19 protein-coding genes are annotated in these 18,600 nt (G+C 60.1%); 8 read left to right on the top strand and 11 right to left on the bottom strand.

Annotation, left to right across the window (positions count from 1 at the left end; translation table 11 throughout):
* Nucleotides 1-29: 29 nt before the first annotated feature.
* A complete protein-coding gene (locus HH303_RS17675; protein ID WP_169626686.1) occupies nt 30-1,181 on the bottom strand; it encodes a DegT/DnrJ/EryC1/StrS family aminotransferase in 1,152 nt (383 codons plus the stop codon).
* A gap of 194 nt (nt 1,182-1,375) precedes the next feature.
* Here HH303_RS17675 and HH303_RS17670 point away from each other — a divergent pair, with 194 nt between their 5' ends.
* Nucleotides 1,376-2,017 (top strand): dimethylsulfonioproprionate lyase family protein, encoded by a 642-nt coding sequence (locus tag HH303_RS17670; protein ID WP_169626685.1) that lies wholly within the window; start codon nt 1,376-1,378, stop codon nt 2,015-2,017.
* Between the two features lie 52 nt (nt 2,018-2,069).
* Here HH303_RS17670 and HH303_RS17665 read toward each other — a convergent pair whose 3' ends face one another.
* The 6 genes from HH303_RS17665 to HH303_RS17640 all read right to left on the bottom strand — a co-directional run bounded on the left by HH303_RS17665 (nt 2,070) and on the right by HH303_RS17640 (nt 9,472).
* Nucleotides 2,070-4,295, bottom strand: a complete 2,226-nt coding sequence (locus tag HH303_RS17665) for an esterase-like activity of phytase family protein (RefSeq protein WP_169626684.1) — start codon at nt 4,293-4,295, stop codon at nt 2,070-2,072.
* Nucleotides 4,296-4,387: 92 nt separating this feature from the next.
* Entirely contained in the window at nt 4,388-5,392 is a 1,005-nt protein-coding gene (locus HH303_RS17660; protein ID WP_169626683.1) for a Gfo/Idh/MocA family protein, read from the bottom strand.
* A gap of 3 nt (nt 5,393-5,395) precedes the next feature.
* Nucleotides 5,396-7,426, bottom strand: coding sequence for a FlgK family flagellar hook-associated protein (locus tag HH303_RS17655; protein WP_169626682.1), 2,031 nt, complete (start codon nt 7,424-7,426; stop codon nt 5,396-5,398).
* A 71-nt stretch (nt 7,427-7,497) separates the two neighbouring features.
* The gene (locus HH303_RS17650) at nt 7,498-7,926 is read right to left on the bottom strand and encodes a hypothetical protein (protein ID WP_169626681.1); all 429 of its coding nucleotides are present in this window, start codon (nt 7,924-7,926) and stop codon (nt 7,498-7,500) included.
* Nucleotides 7,923-8,288, bottom strand: a complete 366-nt coding sequence (locus HH303_RS17645) for a rod-binding protein (protein ID WP_169626680.1) — start codon at nt 8,286-8,288, stop codon at nt 7,923-7,925. Before HH303_RS17645 ends, HH303_RS17650 begins: the two co-directional genes overlap by 4 nt.
* Nucleotides 8,288-9,472, bottom strand: coding sequence for a flagellar basal body P-ring protein FlgI (locus HH303_RS17640; RefSeq protein WP_169626679.1), 1,185 nt, complete (start codon nt 9,470-9,472; stop codon nt 8,288-8,290). Before HH303_RS17640 ends, HH303_RS17645 begins: the two co-directional genes overlap by 1 nt.
* A 250-nt stretch (nt 9,473-9,722) precedes the next feature.
* Here HH303_RS17640 and HH303_RS17635 point away from each other — a divergent pair, with 250 nt between their 5' ends.
* Both HH303_RS17635 and dksA read left to right on the top strand, forming a co-directional pair.
* Nucleotides 9,723-10,184 carry a flagellar assembly protein FliX gene (locus HH303_RS17635; RefSeq protein ID WP_169626678.1) on the top strand — a complete coding sequence of 154 codons (462 nt, stop codon included), beginning with the start codon at nt 9,723-9,725 and terminating at the stop codon, nt 10,182-10,184.
* A gap of 239 nt (nt 10,185-10,423) precedes the next feature.
* Entirely contained in the window at nt 10,424-10,843 is a 420-nt protein-coding gene (gene dksA / locus HH303_RS17630; protein ID WP_169626848.1) for an RNA polymerase-binding protein DksA, read from the top strand.
* A 178-nt stretch (nt 10,844-11,021) separates the two neighbouring features.
* Here dksA and flgH read toward each other — a convergent pair whose 3' ends face one another.
* The 4 genes from flgH to flgF all read right to left on the bottom strand — a co-directional run bounded on the left by flgH (nt 11,022) and on the right by flgF (nt 14,512).
* The gene (gene flgH, locus HH303_RS17625; protein WP_169626677.1) at nt 11,022-11,798 is read right to left on the bottom strand and encodes a flagellar basal body L-ring protein FlgH; all 777 of its coding nucleotides are present in this window, start codon (nt 11,796-11,798) and stop codon (nt 11,022-11,024) included.
* Nucleotides 11,799-11,853: 55 nt separating this feature from the next.
* A complete protein-coding gene (flgA, locus tag HH303_RS17620; protein ID WP_169626676.1) occupies nt 11,854-12,891 on the bottom strand; it encodes a flagellar basal body P-ring formation chaperone FlgA in 1,038 nt (345 codons plus the stop codon).
* Between the two features lie 40 nt (nt 12,892-12,931).
* Nucleotides 12,932-13,717 carry a flagellar basal-body rod protein FlgG gene (flgG, locus tag HH303_RS17615; RefSeq protein ID WP_169626675.1) on the bottom strand — a complete coding sequence of 262 codons (786 nt, stop codon included), beginning with the start codon at nt 13,715-13,717 and terminating at the stop codon, nt 12,932-12,934.
* A 66-nt stretch (nt 13,718-13,783) separates the two neighbouring features.
* Nucleotides 13,784-14,512, bottom strand: a complete 729-nt coding sequence (flgF, locus tag HH303_RS17610; protein ID WP_169626674.1) for a flagellar basal-body rod protein FlgF — start codon at nt 14,510-14,512, stop codon at nt 13,784-13,786.
* A 293-nt stretch (nt 14,513-14,805) separates the two neighbouring features.
* Here flgF and HH303_RS17605 point away from each other — a divergent pair, with 293 nt between their 5' ends.
* The 5 genes from HH303_RS17605 to HH303_RS17585 all read left to right on the top strand — a co-directional run bounded on the left by HH303_RS17605 (nt 14,806) and on the right by HH303_RS17585 (nt 18,436).
* Nucleotides 14,806-15,348: a flagellar basal body-associated FliL family protein gene (locus HH303_RS17605; protein ID WP_169626673.1), complete on the top strand. Its 543-nt coding sequence runs from the start codon at nt 14,806-14,808 to the stop codon at nt 15,346-15,348.
* 78 nt (nt 15,349-15,426) lie between these two features.
* Nucleotides 15,427-16,539 carry a flagellar motor switch protein FliM gene (fliM, locus tag HH303_RS17600; RefSeq protein WP_169626672.1) on the top strand — a complete coding sequence of 371 codons (1,113 nt, stop codon included), beginning with the start codon at nt 15,427-15,429 and terminating at the stop codon, nt 16,537-16,539.
* A gap of 153 nt (nt 16,540-16,692) precedes the next feature.
* Entirely contained in the window at nt 16,693-17,226 is a 534-nt protein-coding gene (locus HH303_RS17595; RefSeq protein ID WP_169626671.1) for a DUF6468 domain-containing protein, read from the top strand.
* A gap of 9 nt (nt 17,227-17,235) precedes the next feature.
* Nucleotides 17,236-17,886, top strand: coding sequence for a MotE family protein (locus HH303_RS17590; protein ID WP_169626670.1), 651 nt, complete (start codon nt 17,236-17,238; stop codon nt 17,884-17,886).
* A 163-nt stretch (nt 17,887-18,049) separates the two neighbouring features.
* Nucleotides 18,050-18,436, top strand: a complete 387-nt coding sequence (locus HH303_RS17585; RefSeq protein ID WP_169626669.1) for a response regulator — start codon at nt 18,050-18,052, stop codon at nt 18,434-18,436.
* Nucleotides 18,437-18,600: the final 164 nt, after the last annotated feature.

Raw genomic sequence — 18,600 nt, 5'->3', positions numbered from 1 at the left:
GCGTGGTCCCGCGGCTTTCTGCCGGGTTGTCACGCGATAGCGCTGTTATAGGCTTCCCGGAAGGCCTCGCCCACTCTTTTCGCCCCATCCGGTCCCAGATGCGGCCCGACGGGAAGGGAGATGGTCTGTTCGGCCAGCCATTCGGCAACCGGGAAGTCACCTGCCTTATACCCGTATTTTCCTTGATAATAAGTAAACAACGGTACCGGCCCCGGATAGTGCACCGACGACCCGATCCCTCTGTCTTTCAGCCCATCGACAACCTTGTCGCGGGATACGGATCCGTCGAGCGGCAAAACGGCGTTCAGGCAATAATGGGAAGACAGGGCCTTGCCGATGCGATCGGGGAAGACGGTCAACCCATCGATTTCCGAAAGGATCGCCCGCAATGTCGCGTCGTTTGCCGACCGCGCGGCCATAAAGTCGTCCAACCGGTTCATCTGCGACAGGCCGACGGCCGCTTCGACTTCGCTCATCCGGTAATTCATGCCCAGCGCATCGACATCGTAAATGCCGGGACGCGCCCGTTCCCCCAGCGCCCGGTTATAGCCGAAGGCCCGGCGGCGGCGCAGTTCCGTTGCAAGGTCGGAATCGTTGGTGGTCACCATGCCGCCTTCGATGGAGGTCATATGCTTCACCGGATAGAAGGAAAAGCTACCGGCCAGCCCCAAGGTTCCGGCCTTGTCGTCGCCCCATTTTGAATCGACGGCCAGCGCGCAGTCTTCCAGGACGAAGGCGCCTTTCGCCTCCGCGACCGCGTTGATCCGGTCCATGTCGCAGGGCAGGCCCAGATAATGGACGGGCATGATCGCGGCCAGCGGCCCGTCGACCGCTTCCAGCTTCGCCGGGTCCATATTGCCGGTCGCCGGATCGACATCGATGAAAACCGGCTCCGCACCCTGCAGTTCGACGGAATGGGCCGTTGCGACATGGGTCATGGCCGGAACCGCAACCCGGTCGCCGGGGCCGATCCCCCGCACGAACAGCGTTAGATGCAGGCCGGCGGTGCAACTGGACACGGCCACCGCTTCCTTTGCGCCGATACGGGCGGCAAAGGCGTCCTCGAAAGCCGGGGTGACGGTGCCGTGGACCAGCATGCCGCTTTCCAGCACGGCGCGGACGGCGTCGAAGGCCGCGTCGTCCAGTTGCGGCTTGCCGAAGGGGATCGGGGTATCGGACATTCGCGAACCTTCCGGAAAGAGATGATCTCTTAGTTACAATAGCATAGCACTGCTTTTCCTAAGCAAGTTTTACGCCAGCTTTTGCGGATGTCGTTACCGGGAAATCTTTGTTCTCCAATTTGAAAGTCGCGGTGTGGCATCATCATGCTAACTGATGTCTGATTGTTGCACCGCACAATAACAAGGGCAGGGATATGCGTCTTTCAACACAACCTGACTGGCAATACCTCGTCCGCGACTTTTACGAACTTTACCAAACCGGATCGGCGGGCGGCAGTTCGAAAATACGATCTCATCTGGCGGAGGTCCGCCGTCTCCTTGGCAAGGTGTTCGAGGACGACCCGACCATAGTTGAGGAAGAGGCCGTTGCACTGCCCGTTTGCGACCATCTGAGCCGTGCCCTGAGCAACGCAACGGGCCATAGAACGGCAAAACTGGCGCGATCCCTGGACGCCGTGCGCGATCATCTGCGTTGGCAATACGGTTATGAAAAGGTGCCGAAGGGCCTGACGCAGAAATACGGTTTCACGGAAATCATGGGGCCGCGCGGCCCGATTTTCAGCGACCGGATCATTCTGGGATTCGTGCTGTTCGGTCCGAAAACGACCTATCCGGCACACAGCCATAAGGGCATCACCGAAAGCTATTACTGCGTCAGCGGCAACGTGTCGGAAAACGATGTCGGTGTCTATGCGCCGGGATCGCTGATCTTCAATCAGGCGGGGCATAGCCACCGGATCACGACGCCGGACCGTGAACCCAGCCTGCTGGCCTGGGCCTGGGTCGGGACGGCGGAAACGCTGGTGAACAACAAGATGACCTTTGCGAAGACCTAATACGAAAAGGCCCCCCACCGAGGTGAGGGGCCTTTCCGCCGTATGAGGCGTTTTACCAACCGGCCGTATCGACGGTGCCGAGGTCGAGGAACATCGTTTCCCCGGACGCATCGTCGACGCCGTCATTGTCGGTTACGGCCAGCAGGCGGTTGTCGGCGGTGACGGCAAGACCTTCCACCTTATCCGGCGTCCAACCGTGGCCGGACTGCATGGCGGGCAGCAGGTCCATGATGACGCGCTTTTCGACGGTCGGCAGGTCTTCACCGAAGGGTTTCGGTGTAACCGTGGACAGATCAATTAGCGCGAGTTGTTTGATCGCCGCATCCGGGCCGCCCTTATTGTCGCGTTCGATGACCAGGAAGCGTTGGCCGTCCAGATGGGTGATTTCGGACAGGCCGACCCAGCCGCCGTCCTTCGGCGCGTCCAGCGGATAGCGGACGAAGGTCCAGGCTTCCGCTTCCGGGTCGAAAATGCCGAGCTTTGTAAGGTCCTTCGGATCGTCTCCCCACTCGCGCTGCACCGCGACGACGACGCGCGGCTTCCCGTCGACCGTGAATTCGGAAACGCCTTCCAGGCTGAAACGTTCCGCCTGGGCGGTCAGGGCTTCCGGCAGCGGGATTTCGCGGATGACCGTGCCGTCGGCGGCCGCCTGGATCAGCAGATGGGCCAGTTCCTTTTTCGGATGGCCTTCACTGGCCAACCAGAACCCGCCCGCGTCGCGCAGGGCGATGCCTTCCAGATCGTAATGCTTGGCGGTGCCGCCGTGCAGATCGACATAAGATGTGATGTGAACCGGGGAGGACGACACATCCAACGTGAAGATGCGCGCCGCGTCATAGAAGCTGTCACTGACTGCGAAGACCTTACCGGGCGATTGCGGATCGGCGGCCATACCGGACAGGGCGCCCCAACCGATCGGCGCGCCGGTCTTGGGATCCTTGTCGGACAGGATCGTCGGATAGGCGGGCGTATCGGACCCGAAACGATACAGACCGACGGCGGCGCGAACGTTGTCTTCGGCGCTGTCGACCTCGTTCGCGACGACGAACAGGTCACGCTGGGGCAGGGCCAGCGAGCCTTCCGGGCCGACGTTGGTCGGCAAGAATTGAACGAATTCCGGCGCCGCGCCGGTATCGCGATAGACGGCGGCGAAATTGGCGCGTTCGGCGCTGACGAAGATATAGGTTTCGCCGCCGAAGGTACCGACGGTCACGCCTTCCGGTTCCGCACCCTTCTTATGGGCGCGTTTGGCCGGATAGTGGCCGTGCCGCATGGCCATGTGTTCCAGATCGGCGCCGCTGTCGAACAGGATCGCGCCGGTCGTGTCGAAGATGGTGAAGCCGCGCGACCCTCCCTTGTAGTCGCCTTCATTCGCGGTGACGAAGCGGTTTTCATCGATCCAGGCGACGGCATCCGGTTCGCGCGGAACATCCTTGATCGAACCAGTTCCGTCGCTGGAACGGGCTTTTTCGGTCGGGATGGCGTCGGCGCTAGAGGTTCCGGCAGAGAAATGCGCGGTTACCTTGCCCGCGGCGAGGTCCACCAGGGCGATGTGGTTGTTTTCCTGCAGCGTGACGACGGCGATATTGTCCGCATTGATGGAAACGAATTCCGGTTCTGGATCGCTGGGCGCGATGTCGGCAAGGCCGGTCATATCCACGATGCGCACGGCGTCGCAATTGGTCGGCATGCCATTGCCATCGAGGTCGAAGACCGCCAAGTGTCCGGCGGGCATCTGCGGGATGACGCCGTCATTCAGGTCTTCATCGCGTTCGTTTTCGATGGCGATGGCGACGTATTTGCCGTCCGGGCTGACCGCGACGGAATCCGGTTGTCCTTTCACGTCGCAACGGGCGGCGATTTCATGGCCGTCGATAGTGACGACGGACAGGTTCCCCGACGGTTCGACATAGCTTTTGCTGGTGTTCACGCCGACCAGGGCGACACCGGCAGCCACGGAAACGGAGGTCGGTTCGCCGCCCAGGGCGACGCGGCCCAGGGATTTCGGCGCATCTGCCTGGGAAGCATCGACGAAGACGAGGGCGTTCGAGGGGCTGTCGGTGAAGATCAGCGTATTGCCGTCCTTGCTGGCGGAAATGATTTCGGCGGATGTTTCCGTCTTCCGGTCCACGCCGTCCGGCAGCGTCTCATAGACCGGGAAGGTCGCGATGCGGTTGAAGGCACCGTCGGCCAGGGCCGCACCTGCGGGGCTGAGGATCGTTGCGCCAAGCAGCGCCAGGGCGAAGGCGCGGGCACCGCGCACCGTGGGGAAGGGCATGTCAGAGCTCCAAGACTGATCTATCGGAAGGAAACCAGTCTATGAAGCGGTTCTGTGGCGGAACGGAAACGAAGCGATGAAGTTTTTGTTACCTACACCACACGGGCGACGGGGACGGCCTTGCCGTTATCCGCGGATTCCCAAGCGCTCAGGCAGATATTCATGACCTCGAAAACGTCGCGTGCGCCAACGATCGGTTCCCGGTCCTCGCGGATCGCATCAATGAAATCCGGCAGCAAATCGCCTTTTTCGATGGCGGGGTAGGGGACGTCGAAGACTTCCTCGTCTTCCGGCTGATCGCCGCGATACAGGCGGGCCGGGCCGTTCGCGTTTTCGAAGCTCAGTTTCGTGCCGTAGATGTTCAATGTGTGAATCTGGCGACGTTGCGGCGCGAAGCTGGTGGTCGATTTCGCCATCAGATCGCTGTCGAACCGCAACAGGCTGGTCATTGTGTCCGGGTATGGAAAGGTGGAATCGCGCGTAACCTTTTTCGCGGCCATGGCGGTGACTTCGGTAACCTCTTCCCCCGCGATCCAGCGCATCAGGTCGATCAAATGGATGCCGCCGCCATAGGTGACGCAATAGAAGTCCATCTTGCCGCGCCAGCCTTCGGTGATTTTCCACAGAATCTGGTGGATGTAATCACCTTCCATATAGTGCAGGTCCCCGAATTCCCCGGCGCGGACCATGTCGCGCACCGCCTTGAATCGCGGGCTTTGGCGTAGGATCAGATTGGACGAAATACGTTTACCGCTATCCGACCAGGCACGGATAACACGATCCAGTCCAGCGCGGTCCAGCGCGATCGGTTTTTCACAGAAGACATGCTTGCCCGCCTCGAAGGCGGCGACGGCCTGATCCACATGGGCGTCGTCGTAGGAGCAAATGGACACAGCGTCGATCGACGGATCGGCGATCAGCGTCCGGTAATCCTTGTGCAGATGGGGGACGCCCCGGCGTTCCGCGACGGCGGCCATTTTCGCCGGGTCGGTGTCGCAACAGGCGGTGACCTCTACCCCGTCGATCGCCTGATAACCGACGATATGCCGTTCGCCGACGCCCAGGCCGATGACCCCGACTTTCAACGGCTTCGCCATCCGTTACCGTCCGGCGTTTTCAAGCGCGACGAACATCTGATTGATCGTATCGATCACCCGCGCCGTCGCGGCATATGCGTTCTGCAACACGGTCAGGTTCGCCAATTCCTCGTCGATGTCGACGCCTAGGTCGTCGCGCAGCGACTGTTCCAAACCGGCGCGTAGAATTTCGCTTTCTTCCGCATTGTTCGTGGCGCGGTAAGCGTTCAGCGACAGGCCCGTCAGGATGCCGTTGCTAAGGCCGGTATAGTCCGTGTTGGACGTGGTCAGACCCGACCCGACAAGGCTGCGGGAACTGGAATTCATCGCCTGGACGATTTCGGTTCCGTTTTCGACCTTGAGGGATTGCGACCGGTTGTTCAGCGATGTCGCCAGGGCGAGGTTGGTTCGCGATACGTCGAGCGGTGTCGTTCCGGCTTCCGCGACAAAGAAGGAATTGCTCTGCGTCGACGATGCGGTGCCGCTGATGGAGGCGGTCGTCCCGTTGATCGTGAAGCCCAGGGCCGTCAGCGGCGTATTCGTGCCTTCGGTCAGCGCAAGGCTGCCGGCGCGGCTGCTGATTTCGATAACGCCGCCGGTGCCGATCTTCGCATACATGCCGTCCTGGGAATTGATGGCGTCCAGCATATCCTGAACCGTATCGCCGGCACCGACCGTATAGGTCACCGCGCCGCCCAGATTGGCATTGTTGAAGGTGAAGGAGTCGTTGACTGCGATGCCGTTGATGCTGCTGAGTACGGTCGTCGCGTTGACCGGAACAGTCCCGGCCGCGAATTCCTTTTCATAGGCGTAAGCCAGCGAGTCTTCCGCATCGGCGGCGATCTGGCTGGTGGTCAGGCCCAGTTCGCCGGCGGCAGTCCCGCCGATGGTGAAAGCCCCGCCGTCGCTAAGAACCTGAAGATGGCCGTTGCCGTCGACACGCGCCCGCATGTTGGTGATGCCGTTGATGGCGGTCGCGACATCATCGATGCTGTCGCCAGCATTGACGGTAACCGTACCCATCAGCGTACCGCCGATCGTGAAGGTCAGCGTGTTCCCGGCGGTGACAACGCCGCTGGTCGTCAGATCGTCATTGCCTTCGACATAGGTCGTACCGGACGTGCGCGCCGTGGAATCGTCCGCCAGAGCGAAGGCCAGGTCGTCCAACTGGTTGCGCATCTTTTCCAAGGTGCCCATGCCGCTTTCGGAACTTTCGATCGCGGTGGAGTCCGTGCGGATAAAGTTGGCCATGGCGCCCAATTCGCCATCCGGCAATTGACCGCTGGTTAGCAAATTCGGGGCTGTCGAGCCGGAAAGGGTGAGGGATCGCGTTGCCGAATCCCAACTGAAGGTTTCCGGGTCCGCATCGACCAGAACAAGACCGGATGTCGTATAGACGGCAAGCGACCCGTCGTCCCGTTCGAAGGTGCGGATCTGCGCGATATTCGCCAGCTTTTCGACTTGCGAATCGCGCAGGTTTTCGAGGTTGGATGTCGATCGTCCGCCCGCCTTTTCTGTCACTATTTTTGCGTTCAGGCGGTCGATTTCCTGCATGACGTCGTTTGCTTCCGTGACGACGTCTTCGATATTTCGCAGGATTTGATCTTCGATCAGGTCCAATCCGTCGGACAGACGTTCGATTTCGTCGACGATCCCGGCCGCGGCGATCAAAACCTCGTTCTGGGCGGCATCGCTTTCTGGGGACGCTTCCAACGCCTTGAATGCGGAGCGGAGCTGTTCGATTTCATCCACCAGCGGCGTTTGACCGTTGCTGGTCCCGAAGAGCTGTTCAACCTGTTGATACAAACCGTCGCGCACGGTGTCGGCGCGGGCGGTCGTGGTTTGCTGGAAGAAATCGCGGAGCAACCCGGTATTTGTCGCACGGGTGATGTCGCTGATCGATACGCCGCCATATTGCAGGTTTTCGAACTGTGCGATGCGTCGGTTGTAACCTTCGTTGGTTGCGTTCGCCACGTTGTCGGAAACGACACGCGTCGCGGAGTTCAGCGCGTTGATCGAGGTAACGGCGACACTGAGGGCGGAGAACAGAGACATTTTCTTTGCCTTTTCCGTGTTTCGCGCCGGCTTCGCGGACCGTTTCTACGGCCGGATGTCGAAGCCCGCGGTCAGATTTCCTTGTTCATGGCGATCGGCGCCGCGTGGCTGCCGTGCTTCACGCCGCCGGATCGTTCGTAACGCGGCACTTGGCCTGCGGCGGTGCGCGCGGCCTCGATAATGCGGTCGACGATCATCTGGCTGGACTTCGTCAGCAGCTCCAACCGGCGGCGGTTGAGCTTCATCACCGTATCGAATTCCATTGCCAGGGCCTTCAGGCGCTCGCGCAGGTCGTCCGGCAGCTTCGCACCGAAATCGACTTCCGCGGCAACGGCCGTCATTTGGTCTTCGTACAGTTTGAACAGGGCCTGTTTCTCCTTCACCACCGGCTCCAACTCGCTGGACCGGGGGCGTTCGAGAAGTTCGTTCTCGCGTTCAAGAACCGACACGAGATCCTGCAGCAGGTCGATCAGGTTATGGGCGCGGATGACGGCGTTCATGACGGCTGTCCTTCGGGTTTCGGTTCCGGCGCGCCCGCTGCGGACTGCGCCTCTTGAGCCTTAAGCAATTCTCGGGCCACGGAGTCTGCGATGCCGAAACCGCCCCGTTCCGCGATGATCTCGCCGAACTCCTGAACCAGCAGGGACCGAAAGACATTTTCGCCCTGACCCCCGCCAAACAGACCGTCGGTCGAGATTTCCTCGAACATCGGCTGCAGCATCTGGGTGGCGAAGACGGCTTCGAATTGAACCGCCGCCTCTCGGATTTTCTCCGGGGTGCCGTTTACCGGCATTTTCGGCTTGGCTTGCAGCGCGGCGCTGCCCGCCATGTCCAACATCATCTGTCCGGTCTGTTCCATCATCACATCACCTGAATTTCCGCCTGCAGGGCGCCGGACGCCTTTATGGCCTGTAGGATGGTGATCATGTCGCGCGGCCCTACGCCCAGGGCGTTCAGGCCGTTCACGAGGTCTTGCAGTTCGACACTGCCGTCGACGATGCCCAAGCGGCGGTCCTCGTCTTCCGTCACCTCGATATTCGTGCGATCGACTGTTTCCGTCGTGCCGGTGTTGGAGAACGGCGTCGGCTGGCTGACCTGCGGCGTTTCCGTGATGCGGACGGTCAGATTGCCTTGGGCCACCGCGACCGTGCTGATCCCGACATTTTCACCCATGACGATGACACCGGATTGTTCGTCGATCACGACGCGGGCCACTTGGTCCGGTTCCACGCGCAGTTGTTCGATATCGGTTAGAAGCTCGACCAACTGGCCCTGATAGCTGGGTGGGATATTCAATTGGACGGTGCTGAGGTCCGTCGCCTTGGCCGTCGGTTCGCCGACGAAGGCGTCGATCGCACGGGCGATACGACGCGCCGTCGTGAAGTCCGGGTTGCGCAGGCTCAGCTTCACGCTGCCCAACTGGGCCAGTTCGAACGGGATTTCGCGTTCGACGATCGCCCCGTTAGCGATGCGTCCGCTGGTCGGTACGCCTTTGACGACGGTTTCCGCCGCCCCCTGCGCCGAAAATCCACCGACCGCGATCGTGCCTTGCGCCACGGCGTAGATTTCGCCGTCGGCACCCAGCATCGGCGTGACCAGAAGCGTGCCGCCCAGCAGGTTGTCGGCGTCGCCCATCGCGGAAATCGTTACGTCGATCTTCGATCCCTGACGGGCGAAGGGGGGGAGCATGCCGGTGACCATGACGGCGGCGACATTGTCCGTGTCCAGGTCGTCGTTGCTGGCGTTGACGCCCATGCGCTGCAGCATGCCGACCAAGCTTTCGCGGGTGAAAACCGCGCTGTCCAGGCTGTCGCCCGTACCGTTCAGACCGACGACGAGGCCGTAACCGACCAGGATGTTGTCGCGGACGCCTTCGATATCGACGATATCCTTGATCCGCGACTGGGCGGATGCCTCCGCCGGGGCAAGGGCCCAGGCGAGAACCACGACCAGCGCGGCGGCTAGCCATCGCGTGAAGTGGTAGATCGGCCGTGCGCGGCAGTCGCCGTAGCCGGCGGAGCGTATGCGAAAATCACGTTGCAGCATCGTTCTCTCTCTCCGGGATGGACATATATTCCCGTCTCGTGACGATACTTGCGAATGCCGTGCCAAACTGAATGTTCGGTAAGGTGCAGATTTTAATAGGTTATTTTTATATCGCCGAAAGCGGATGAGGCGTTTCGGCAAAGCTTGCCGGGTATGGGATCACTTGATTCCGGGTGAGAATCCGGTGCTAGTTCTCAACTCAGGCGACACGGCGATTTCGCTCTTGGCGCAAAGCGGGTAAGGTACTTCCATGAAAGTCGACGGACCGAGCTCATCCGGGAAACCGGGGCAGGCTAAGAAAACCTCGAAGGCTGGCGCATCGAAAGGCGCGGGCTTTTCGTCCGCGCTACGCGGGTCTTCGTCGGAAGAGGAACCGGTTGAGGAAACCTCAGGACTTGCCGGTGGCGCGACGCTTGGATCCATCGATGCCTTGCTCGCCTTGCAAGGTGTCGACGCGGTCGATGCGACCAATCCCGACGGGAAGGGGAAGAACCGTGCCGCCGTCGAACGGGGAGAATCCCTGCTGAAGGAATTGGATGCCATCCGTATCGGTCTTTTGACGGGCAGCCTTTCCGTACATCAGTTGACGCAGCTCCAAAATAAGCTTGCGACTCGGACGGAAACAACCTCGGATCCGGCACTGAAGACAGTGTTGGACGACATCGAGTTGCGGGTGGCCGTCGAACTGGCGAAGCACGCCCCGCGCGACTGATCCGCAGTTTGACCCAAAAGGCGGTCCTGCGGCGATTTCAAATCCTTACAGGCCTATGCGTTACTCGGATACGCGCTTTGTACGGGAAGGCCGCACATATCCTCGAAAAAATGGGTTGTTTTGTTCTGGCACCCGCAATATAAGCCGCGCGTTCCTTTATAAGGGACCGGCTAGATCGGGAGAACGATATGTCGAGCAGCGAAGCTTCGGACGATACCGGTAGCAACGTGAAGGCGCAGATGGCGTCTACCCTGCTTCCGCCGGACTATCGCCCCCGCGATGATGAAGAGTTCATGAATCCTCTTCAGAAGGAGTACTTCCGTCAGAAGCTCCTGACTTGGCGGGCCGAACTCCTGCGGGAATCCTCTGAAACTCTGGAAAGCATGCAGTCGGAGAGCTTGGCGCAGCCGGATCTGACGGATCGTGCCTCCATGGAAACGGACCGGGCGATCGAATTGCGCACCCGCGATCGGGAGCGGAAGTTGATTTCCAAGATCGACGCGGCGCTGGAGCGCATTACTGACGATTCCTACGGTTATTGCGAAGAAACGGGTGAACCGATTTCGTTGCGCCGGTTGGAAGCGCGTCCCATCGCGACGCTGAGCCTGGAAGCCCAGGAGCGGCACGAGCGGATGGAACGCCTACATCGCGAAGACTGATCCTTCCACCGCGCATCGCGACAAGAGCCCGGGCCGATTGACCCGGGCTTTTTTGTATCTGAAAGCAGGCGGCTAAAAAATGGGGGCCCGGATGGAGAGTCCGGGCCCCGTTCGATAACGCCGCGTTGGAGAGAGAGGAGAGAGAGTACGCGGGCGTCGTCGAAGCTCTGTTTTTTCTTTAGAAGGGCATGATCACGTCGATGATCTGAGTGCCCCAGCGCGGCTGCTGGAAGTCGCTGATATGGCCGCGTCCGCCATAGGACAGCCGGGCTTCCGCGATATCGTCATAAGCCACGGTATTTTCGGCGGAGATGTCTTGCGGACGAATGACGCCCGCGATCTGCAACTCGCGGATTTCGTAGTTCACGCGCGTTTCCTGGCGTCCGTGAATGACGAGGTTCCCGTTGGGTAGGACTTGCGTCACAACCGCCGCAACGTTGAGGAGGATCGTCTCGCCACGGGTGATCGTGCCGGACCCGGTATTCGTCGTCTGACCGTCATAGGCGAGCAGCGCGGCGGGATTGACCGCTTCCGGCAGAATGGCGTTCAACGATCCGGCATAGCCGAGTAGGGAGTCGACATCGACGTTTTCGGCCGTGTTTCGACCGCGGGTCGTCGAGTTGTTCAGGGTCGCGTTGTCGGAGATATCGATGTTGATGGTCACGATATCGCCGATTTCATTGGCGCGCAGGTCCTTGAAGAAAGCCCGGCTGCCCGGTCGCCACAGCGAGTTGGGCTGATAGGCCGCCTGTACGGGGGCAGGCATCGGCATGCTGACCGGCTTGTAGTCATGCGCGTAAGTCGGATTTTCCACCGGGTTCATCGACGGTTCCTCGCCCACTTGCGCAAGGCGTTCCAGCGAGTTGCAGCCGGACAGCAGGGCAGCGGCGAGGGTCGCGGCGGCCAAGGTGCGACCGCGTTTCCAATTCCGTCCTCGTTCGTTTAACTGGCTCATCGTCTCTCTCCTTCAGGGAAGGGCGTCCGAAAGGGGCGCCTTCGGGCCTGCTCTCTTACTGTGTATTCAGTGCCAGGTTTTCGGGCAGGGTCACCATGACCCGGCCTTCATTCACCACGACGGCTTCGATCACCATATTGCTTTGCGTGTTCTGCACGCGGATGACCTCGTCCTTAGAACCGTCCTGCATGGCGCGACCTTGAACGGTCAGGGTCATGCTGCCGTTCTGTAGCATCACGCTGACCACGCGACCCTTTTCGATAAGCACCGGCGCGCGGACATCGGTGTTTGCAACCGGACGGCCGGTCGACAGGGACCGCCAGACGGCCTGACCGATCAGACGATCCGGGTCCACGATCAGATTGGTGCCCAGGTCTTCCTCATGCAGGCGCACCATCGCGATATCTCCGGGCTCGATCACATGTCCCTTGCCCAGACGTCGGGTCGGAACCGGCATCTCCACCACCCGCAGGAAGCGGCCTGCAACGGTGGTTTTGTAAAGCGGACGACCTTCCGCGGGAGCAATGACCGTGGCCGTGAAGCGCCCGGTACGGTTGTCGAGGTCGAACCGATCCAGGCGCACCGTCGGCGCGGTGGAAACCGGCAGATGGATCGGCTGCACCGTTCCGTCTGTTTCCAGTTCGACGAGGTCGTCTTCACCCGTCCGCTTGAAATAGGCGTCCCGCAGCAGGCCGGTAATGGAGTCCGCTTTCAGCATCGTGCTGCGACGGTTGACCGTGATCGTGTCGGCGGTGCTGGACGGCTGCCAATCGATACCGAAGGTCTTCGCCACCTTCCACAACCACACGGCGGGAAGAACCGTTTCCTGGCCCGGTTCCGGCGACCGAAGGACGACGCGGTCACCATACTTTTCCGCCGGGCTGAACAGATCGGCCAGAAGAACATAGTCGCCGTCGACCTGAACGATGGGGTTGATGACGACCGGGCCGCCGACATCTTCCACTTGCTGCGCCGTATCGTCTTCCGCCGCGTGGGCGGTGCCGTTGAACGCGCTGATCCCGACAGCCACGGCCATCCCCGCGAGCAGCAGGGCATAGACCAAACCGATCCCGTGCGTCGTCTTGATGTTCATGGCTTTCGTCCTTTTCGTCTTCAGTCGGACCGGTCGCGGATTAGCGCAGGTTGGTCAGGGTCGACATCATCTGGTCGGAGGTCTCGATGACCTTCGAGTTCATTTCGTAGGCGCGCTGGGCGGTGATCAGGTTTGTGATTTCCTCAACGACGTTCACGTTCGACGTTTCCAGGAAACCCTGCTGAATGGTGCCGAAGCCCGTCGTGCCCGGAACTGCGGTGTTGGGCGTGCCGGAGGCCGGGGTTTCCATGAACAGGTTGTCCCCGATCGCCAGCAGGCCCGCATCGTTGGCGAAGCGCGCCAATTCCAGCTGTCCGACATTGGACGTTCCGGTTTGGCCGTCGATGGACACGAGAACCTGACCGGACGCGTTAATGGAAATGTCGACCGCGTTGGCCGGGATGGTGATGCCCGGATTGACGGTGAAACCGTCCACGGTGACCAAGTCACCCTGCCCATCCAACTGGAACGATCCGGCACGGGTATAGGCGGTTTCGCCGCTGGGCAGATCGACCTGGAAATACCCTTCGCCGTTGATCGCGACATCCAGCGGGTTTTCCGTCAGCGTCAGGTTGCCTTGTTCCGTGATGCGATAGACGGCGGCGGTTTTCACACCCAGGCCGACCTGAACCCCGACGGGAACTGTCGTGTCGGCGTCCGAACTTTCGGACCCGACGCGCCGCAGGTTCTGATACAGCAGATCTTGGAATTCCGCACGCCGCCGTTGATAGGACGTCGTGTTCATGTTCGCGATGTTGTGGGAGATCACTTCAACGTTGAGCTGCTGAGCCAGCATCCCCGTTGCACCGATGCTCAATGAGCGCATGGTATTTCTCCTCGTATCCGTCGTTCGTGTTTCGTGTCAGATCAGGTAAGCGTTACCGAGAGGTCGTTACGCTGCGGGCTTGCCCAGCTTCTCGACCATGTCCTTGATCCGCTCATCTTCGCGTTGCAGGAACTTGGTGACGCTTTCATGCGTCCGGTTGATATCCATCATCCGGGTCAGTTCCAGGATCGGCTGAACGTTCGAATCCTCAATCATTCCCTGGGCCAGGGACGGCGTTGCGACATCGTTCGGCTCCACACCGTCCGGGGCGGAAAACAACCCGTTGGCGGCCTTCCGCAATTGTTGCGGGTCTTCGAAGTCGACGACCTGCAATTTTCCCAGGACGCCGTTCTCATTCGAGATCGTGCCGTCCGCGGCAATGGAAATCCGGCCTTCATCCGTCGGGATGTTGATGGCCCCGGCGGCGCCTTGAACCGGATAACCTTCGCCGGTGACCAATTGTCCATCGGCACTCAACTGAAAGCGGCCGTGCCGGGTGTAGCGTTCGCCGAGCGGTGTATCGACGACAAAGAAACCGGCTTCTTCCGTGATGGCGACATCGAAGTCGTTCCCGGTCGTGGTCAGCGGACCGATGCTTTGGTCTCGCGCCATGCCGACATCCTGGACAAAGGAGAGCTTTTCGGAATGTTCCGGTTTGGCGAGATATTCCTGAAAGACCAGCCGTTCCGCCTTATAGGCCGGCGTGTTGGCGTTCGCGATATTGTGGGCAACCACGTCCATCGCTCTGCGCAACCCGATCTGACGGGAAAGTCCGATATAGGTAGTATTCTCCATGGCGCGGACGCCTTTCTCTCTCTTCGTTTCCGGCCGCCCCCTCTCCAAGGATTGGCCGTCTGCTCTCTCGCCCCTCACTCAGCAAAGGGCGTGCCAGTTTTAAAAAATCATTTGAAACAATGGGTTGTTGGTGGTTTTCTGAAATCGTTGCCGGGCTGGGCAGACATATCTCGCCGGTGACAGGGAAGGTTTTTCGCATCCGGTGGCCCTGTGATAGGGTCTTTCGGGCAGGATATGCCGTGCAACGGCTGCCGGGTTGGCGCTGCCGGGTAGGCAAGGAAACGGAATAAGCGATGAGCGACGAAGACGATTTTGAAGGCGGTCCGGTAAAGAAAAAGGTCAGCGGCAAGAAGCTGATCCTGTTCATCGTCCTGCCCGTCCTGTTGTTGGGGGGCGCGGCGGGGGCCGTTTTCGCATTGGGTCTTCTGGATCCGCTTTTAGGGATCGAGGCAGAGCATCCGGAAGGGGAGGCCGCGGCGGACCATGAGGCGCCCGCGGAAGATCATGCCGCCCCGCAGGAGGTTACGCCGCCCGGCATTTTCTATCCGATGGAAGAAATTACCGTCTCTTTGAGCGGCACAGGCACGCGTAAGAATTTCCTGGTCGTCGAGATTCAGCTGGAACTCGAAAATCAGGAAGCGGTGGCGGCGGTGGAGCAGTTGCGTCCCAAGATCGTCAGTGAGTTCAACGTCTTCCTGCGCGAATTGCGGCCGGAGGAATTGAACGGCAGCGAGGGCGCTTACCTTATAAGGGAGGAGTTGTATCGGCGGGTCTCGCAGATCGTGGCGCCGACGCCGGTGAAGGATTTGCTGCTGGTCAAGATGCTGGTTCAATAGCGCCCGGAATGCTTTTGGCCCCGATATTGCTTTATGTGTTCGGAAGTCTGACTACGAAGAAGCGCGAGCGAGCAAGGTATGGCTGACGATCAGGACGCAATGGCCGACGAATGGGCCGCAATGGCCGAAGAAGATATCGGCGGCGGCGCGGATGGAGATGCGGACGCGGACGACCTTGCGGCTGAATGGGCCGCGATGGCCGAAGGCGACGACGATATGGGCGGCGGCGGTGGCTCCGCCCGTGTGCTGAATCAGGACGAAATCGACAGCCTCCTTGGCTTTCAGGAGGGCGGCGACGACGACGGATCGAAATCGGGGATCGAGGCGATCATCGATTCCGGCATGGTGTCCTATGAACGCCTGCCGATGTTGGAAATCGTCTACGACCGTCTGGTCCGGATGATGTCGACCAGCCTTCGTAACTTCACCTCCGACAACGTGGAAGTCAGCCTGGACAATATTACGTCCATCCGCTTTGGGGATTATCTGAATTCCATCCCGTTGCCGGCGATGCTTACCGTGTTCAAGGCGGAGGAATGGGACAACTACGGCCTCATCACCATCGATTCCTCACTGATCTATTCCATCGTCGACGTGCTGCTGGGCGGGCGTCGGGGAACGGCGGCGATGCGTATCGAAGGCCGACCCTACACGACGATCGAACGCAATCTTGTCGAACGCATGATCAATGTCGTGCTGACGGATCTGTCGGCGGCGTTCGATCCGCTATCCTCCGTCAGCATGCGGTTCGACCGGCTGGAAACGAACCCGCGTTTCGCCACCATCGCGCGGCCCGCCAACGCGGCGATCCTGGCGCGTCTGCGCATCGATATGGAAGATCGCGGCGGCCGCCTGGAACTGCTGCTGCCCTATGCGACGCTGGAACCCGTGCGTGAGCTTCTGCTGCAGATGTTCATGGGGGAAAAATTCGGTCGCGATTCCATCTGGGAAAACCACCTTGCGACGGAACTCTGGTTCACGGAAGTGCCGATCGAGGCGGTGCTCGACGAGGTCAGCATGAGCTTGGGCGAGGTGCTGGATTGGGAGGAAGGCATGTTCCTGCCGCTGCAGGCGACGCCGGAAACACCGGTGCAATTGCGTTGCGGCAGTATGCCCATGTTCACCGGCACAATGGGGCGCAAGGGCAGAAATATCGCCGTACGGATCGACAAACGCGCCGAAGTGGAATAGCACTCGGTCTTGCGGCACGGGTGGAGAATTCCGTTGCGACGGACACCCTAGTCAAACCGCCTTCGAATCCTGATATATTAGACTGAAGGCGGTCGTCCCGTTCTGCGGTTGTGACGGAACGGGTAGGACGATGACGGATTGGCTGGAAAGAACATGATCGGCACGGTCCTGGGAATTGCATTCGATATCGCGCTCATGATTTTGCTGGGCGTGGCGATTTTCTATGGGATTCGCCTGAACCGGCAGGTCAGCGCCATCCGCTCCGGCCGGAAAGAACTGGAAAAGCTGATTGCGGATTTCACCCAGGCCACGACCCGCGCGGAATCGGCGCTGTCCGACCTGCGTCAGGAAGTAGGCGGTTCGCTGGATGCGACCCGGAAGGCGTCGCTGAAGGCGGGGGAACTGTGCGACGATCTGGAATTCCTGATCAAACGCGGGGAAAAGGTTGCCGACGCGCTGGAAACCGGAATCCGTGCCGGGAACAAAACTACGGCGCGCGCTGGGGTCGGTTCCGTTGAACCAGCGATGGATCGTGACGAGCCGTCAGCGGCGGCGAAACGGGGCGGCAGGGCGCTGTCCGCGGCCCCGGAAGACCGCGTTGTCGCGGCCCCGGACAAGTCGGCGGCCAAGAAAGCGCGCGCGAAATCCAAGTCGGAGCTGTTGAAGGCTCTGCAGGATATGCGGTAAGAGGCGGATATGCGTGTTCGACTGATACCGATGGCGATATTCTTGGCGGCGGTGGGCCTGTCCTTCCGGGCCGGATCGGTATTTGAGGATTTCTTCGACGGCAATGGTCGATCCACCGTCAAGACGGGCACGGCTGTTGCCCAGGACGCGGAAGCCGTACCGCCTGTTCCCGGCGATACGGGGGAAATGACGCCCCTGGAACTGGATGATAGCGACGTTCCGATCATCGACGGGTCGAACGATATGCATCCGGAAGAAATCCGGCTGGCGAACAGTCTTGCGAAGCGCCGGGAAGCCCTCGATCAACGCGAAAAGGAATTGGAACAGCGCGAGGCGATGTTAAGCGTTGTGGAAACCCGCATCGCCGAAACGCAGCGCAATCTGGAAAGCATCCGCCAGGAAATCGAAAACCTCGTCGCCCGCTATGAGCAGAAGGAAGACGAGGAAAGCGAGCGCCTGCAGCGTGTCTTTGCCGCGATGAAGCCGAAAAAAGCGGCGGCGATTTTCAATACGATGGAGCTGGATACGATCCTCAGCGTGATCCGGGGGATGAGCGATCGAAAACTGGCGCCGATTCTGGAAGCGATGGACGCCGACAAGGCCGTTATCGTGACGCAGGAAATCGATGCGCGCCAAGCGCTGCCGGAATTTCGCCAATAAAGCGAAGAATTAGGTAATTCCGGTTCCGACGTTAACTTTCATGAAAGAATTCATCTATATTAACTTTGCAAGGAGGGCCTTTATGGGTACCTTCTGCATCATTATGGAATTTACCGGGCGGTCAAATGCCCGGAAAATAAGTTAGGCGAGGCGGAGTACGGACATGGCTGTCGACATGAATATGAGCATCCTGATCGTGGATGACTATAAGACGATGTTGCGCATTATTCGGAACCTTCTGAAACAGCTGGGTTTCAATAATGTCGATGAAGCGACCGACGGCAGTGACGCGCTGACCAAACTTCGGACGAAGGAATACGGTCTGGTTATTTCCGATTGGAATATGGAACCCATGACCGGTCTTCAGTTGCTGCGCGAAGTGCGTTCGGACGACAAGATGCGGAACATGCCCTTCATCATGATCACGGCGGAAAGCAAGACCGAAAACGTGATCGCCGCGAAGGAAGCGGGCGTCAGCAATTATATCGTCAAACCATTCAACGCCGCGACGCTGAAGGCGAAACTGACCTCGGTGATCGGTGCTTTCTAAGCATCGGATTGTGGGGTGATCGTCGTATGACGCCCCCACGGCACGTCTTTGAAAAGCCGCTCGACATCCGGGCGGCTTTTTCGATTCCGGGACTGCCGAGTATCGTTTCCGAGCGGTCCGCGAAGAATTGCCTGAAAGTCGTTGGATTTGTTGCGGTTTGCCGG

The sequence above is a fragment of the Pacificispira spongiicola genome, from assembly GCF_012926505.1.
GTDB classification, from domain to species: Bacteria; Pseudomonadota; Alphaproteobacteria; order UBA8366; family Aestuariispiraceae; genus Pacificispira; species Pacificispira spongiicola.
The sequence above is the reverse complement of the archived record's forward strand: the minus strand, read 5'-3'. Positions and strand labels throughout refer to the sequence as shown.

Coding starts and splice junctions, on each gene's coding strand:
- HH303_RS17590 (WP_169626670.1), top strand. CDS start 17,236: ATGCGTGTTCGACTGATACCGATGGCGATATTCTTGGCGGCGGTGGGC.
- flgH (WP_169626677.1), bottom strand. CDS start 11,798: ATGAGCCAGTTAAACGAACGAGGACGGAATTGGAAACGCGGTCGCACC.
- HH303_RS17665 (WP_169626684.1), bottom strand. CDS start 4,295: ATGCCCTTCCCCACGGTGCGCGGTGCCCGCGCCTTCGCCCTGGCGCTG.
- flgG (WP_169626675.1), bottom strand. CDS start 13,717: ATGCGCTCATTGAGCATCGGTGCAACGGGGATGCTGGCTCAGCAGCTC.
- fliM (WP_169626672.1), top strand. CDS start 15,427: ATGGCTGACGATCAGGACGCAATGGCCGACGAATGGGCCGCAATGGCC.
- HH303_RS17675 (WP_169626686.1), bottom strand. CDS start 1,181: ATGTCCGATACCCCGATCCCCTTCGGCAAGCCGCAACTGGACGACGCG.
- flgF (WP_169626674.1), bottom strand. CDS start 14,512: ATGGAGAATACTACCTATATCGGACTTTCCCGTCAGATCGGGTTGCGC.
- HH303_RS17595 (WP_169626671.1), top strand. CDS start 16,693: ATGATCGGCACGGTCCTGGGAATTGCATTCGATATCGCGCTCATGATT.
- HH303_RS17655 (WP_169626682.1), bottom strand. CDS start 7,426: ATGTCTCTGTTCTCCGCCCTCAGTGTCGCCGTTACCTCGATCAACGCG.
- HH303_RS17650 (WP_169626681.1), bottom strand. CDS start 7,926: ATGAACGCCGTCATCCGCGCCCATAACCTGATCGACCTGCTGCAGGAT.
- HH303_RS17645 (WP_169626680.1), bottom strand. CDS start 8,288: ATGATGGAACAGACCGGACAGATGATGTTGGACATGGCGGGCAGCGCC.
- flgA (WP_169626676.1), bottom strand. CDS start 12,891: ATGAACATCAAGACGACGCACGGGATCGGTTTGGTCTATGCCCTGCTG.
- dksA (WP_169626848.1), top strand. CDS start 10,424: ATGGCGTCTACCCTGCTTCCGCCGGACTATCGCCCCCGCGATGATGAA.
- HH303_RS17640 (WP_169626679.1), bottom strand. CDS start 9,472: ATGCTGCAACGTGATTTTCGCATACGCTCCGCCGGCTACGGCGACTGC.
- HH303_RS17605 (WP_169626673.1), top strand. CDS start 14,806: ATGAGCGACGAAGACGATTTTGAAGGCGGTCCGGTAAAGAAAAAGGTC.
- HH303_RS17670 (WP_169626685.1), top strand. CDS start 1,376: ATGCGTCTTTCAACACAACCTGACTGGCAATACCTCGTCCGCGACTTT.
- HH303_RS17660 (WP_169626683.1), bottom strand. CDS start 5,392: ATGGCGAAGCCGTTGAAAGTCGGGGTCATCGGCCTGGGCGTCGGCGAA.
- HH303_RS17635 (WP_169626678.1), top strand. CDS start 9,723: ATGAAAGTCGACGGACCGAGCTCATCCGGGAAACCGGGGCAGGCTAAG.
- HH303_RS17585 (WP_169626669.1), top strand. CDS start 18,050: ATGGCTGTCGACATGAATATGAGCATCCTGATCGTGGATGACTATAAG.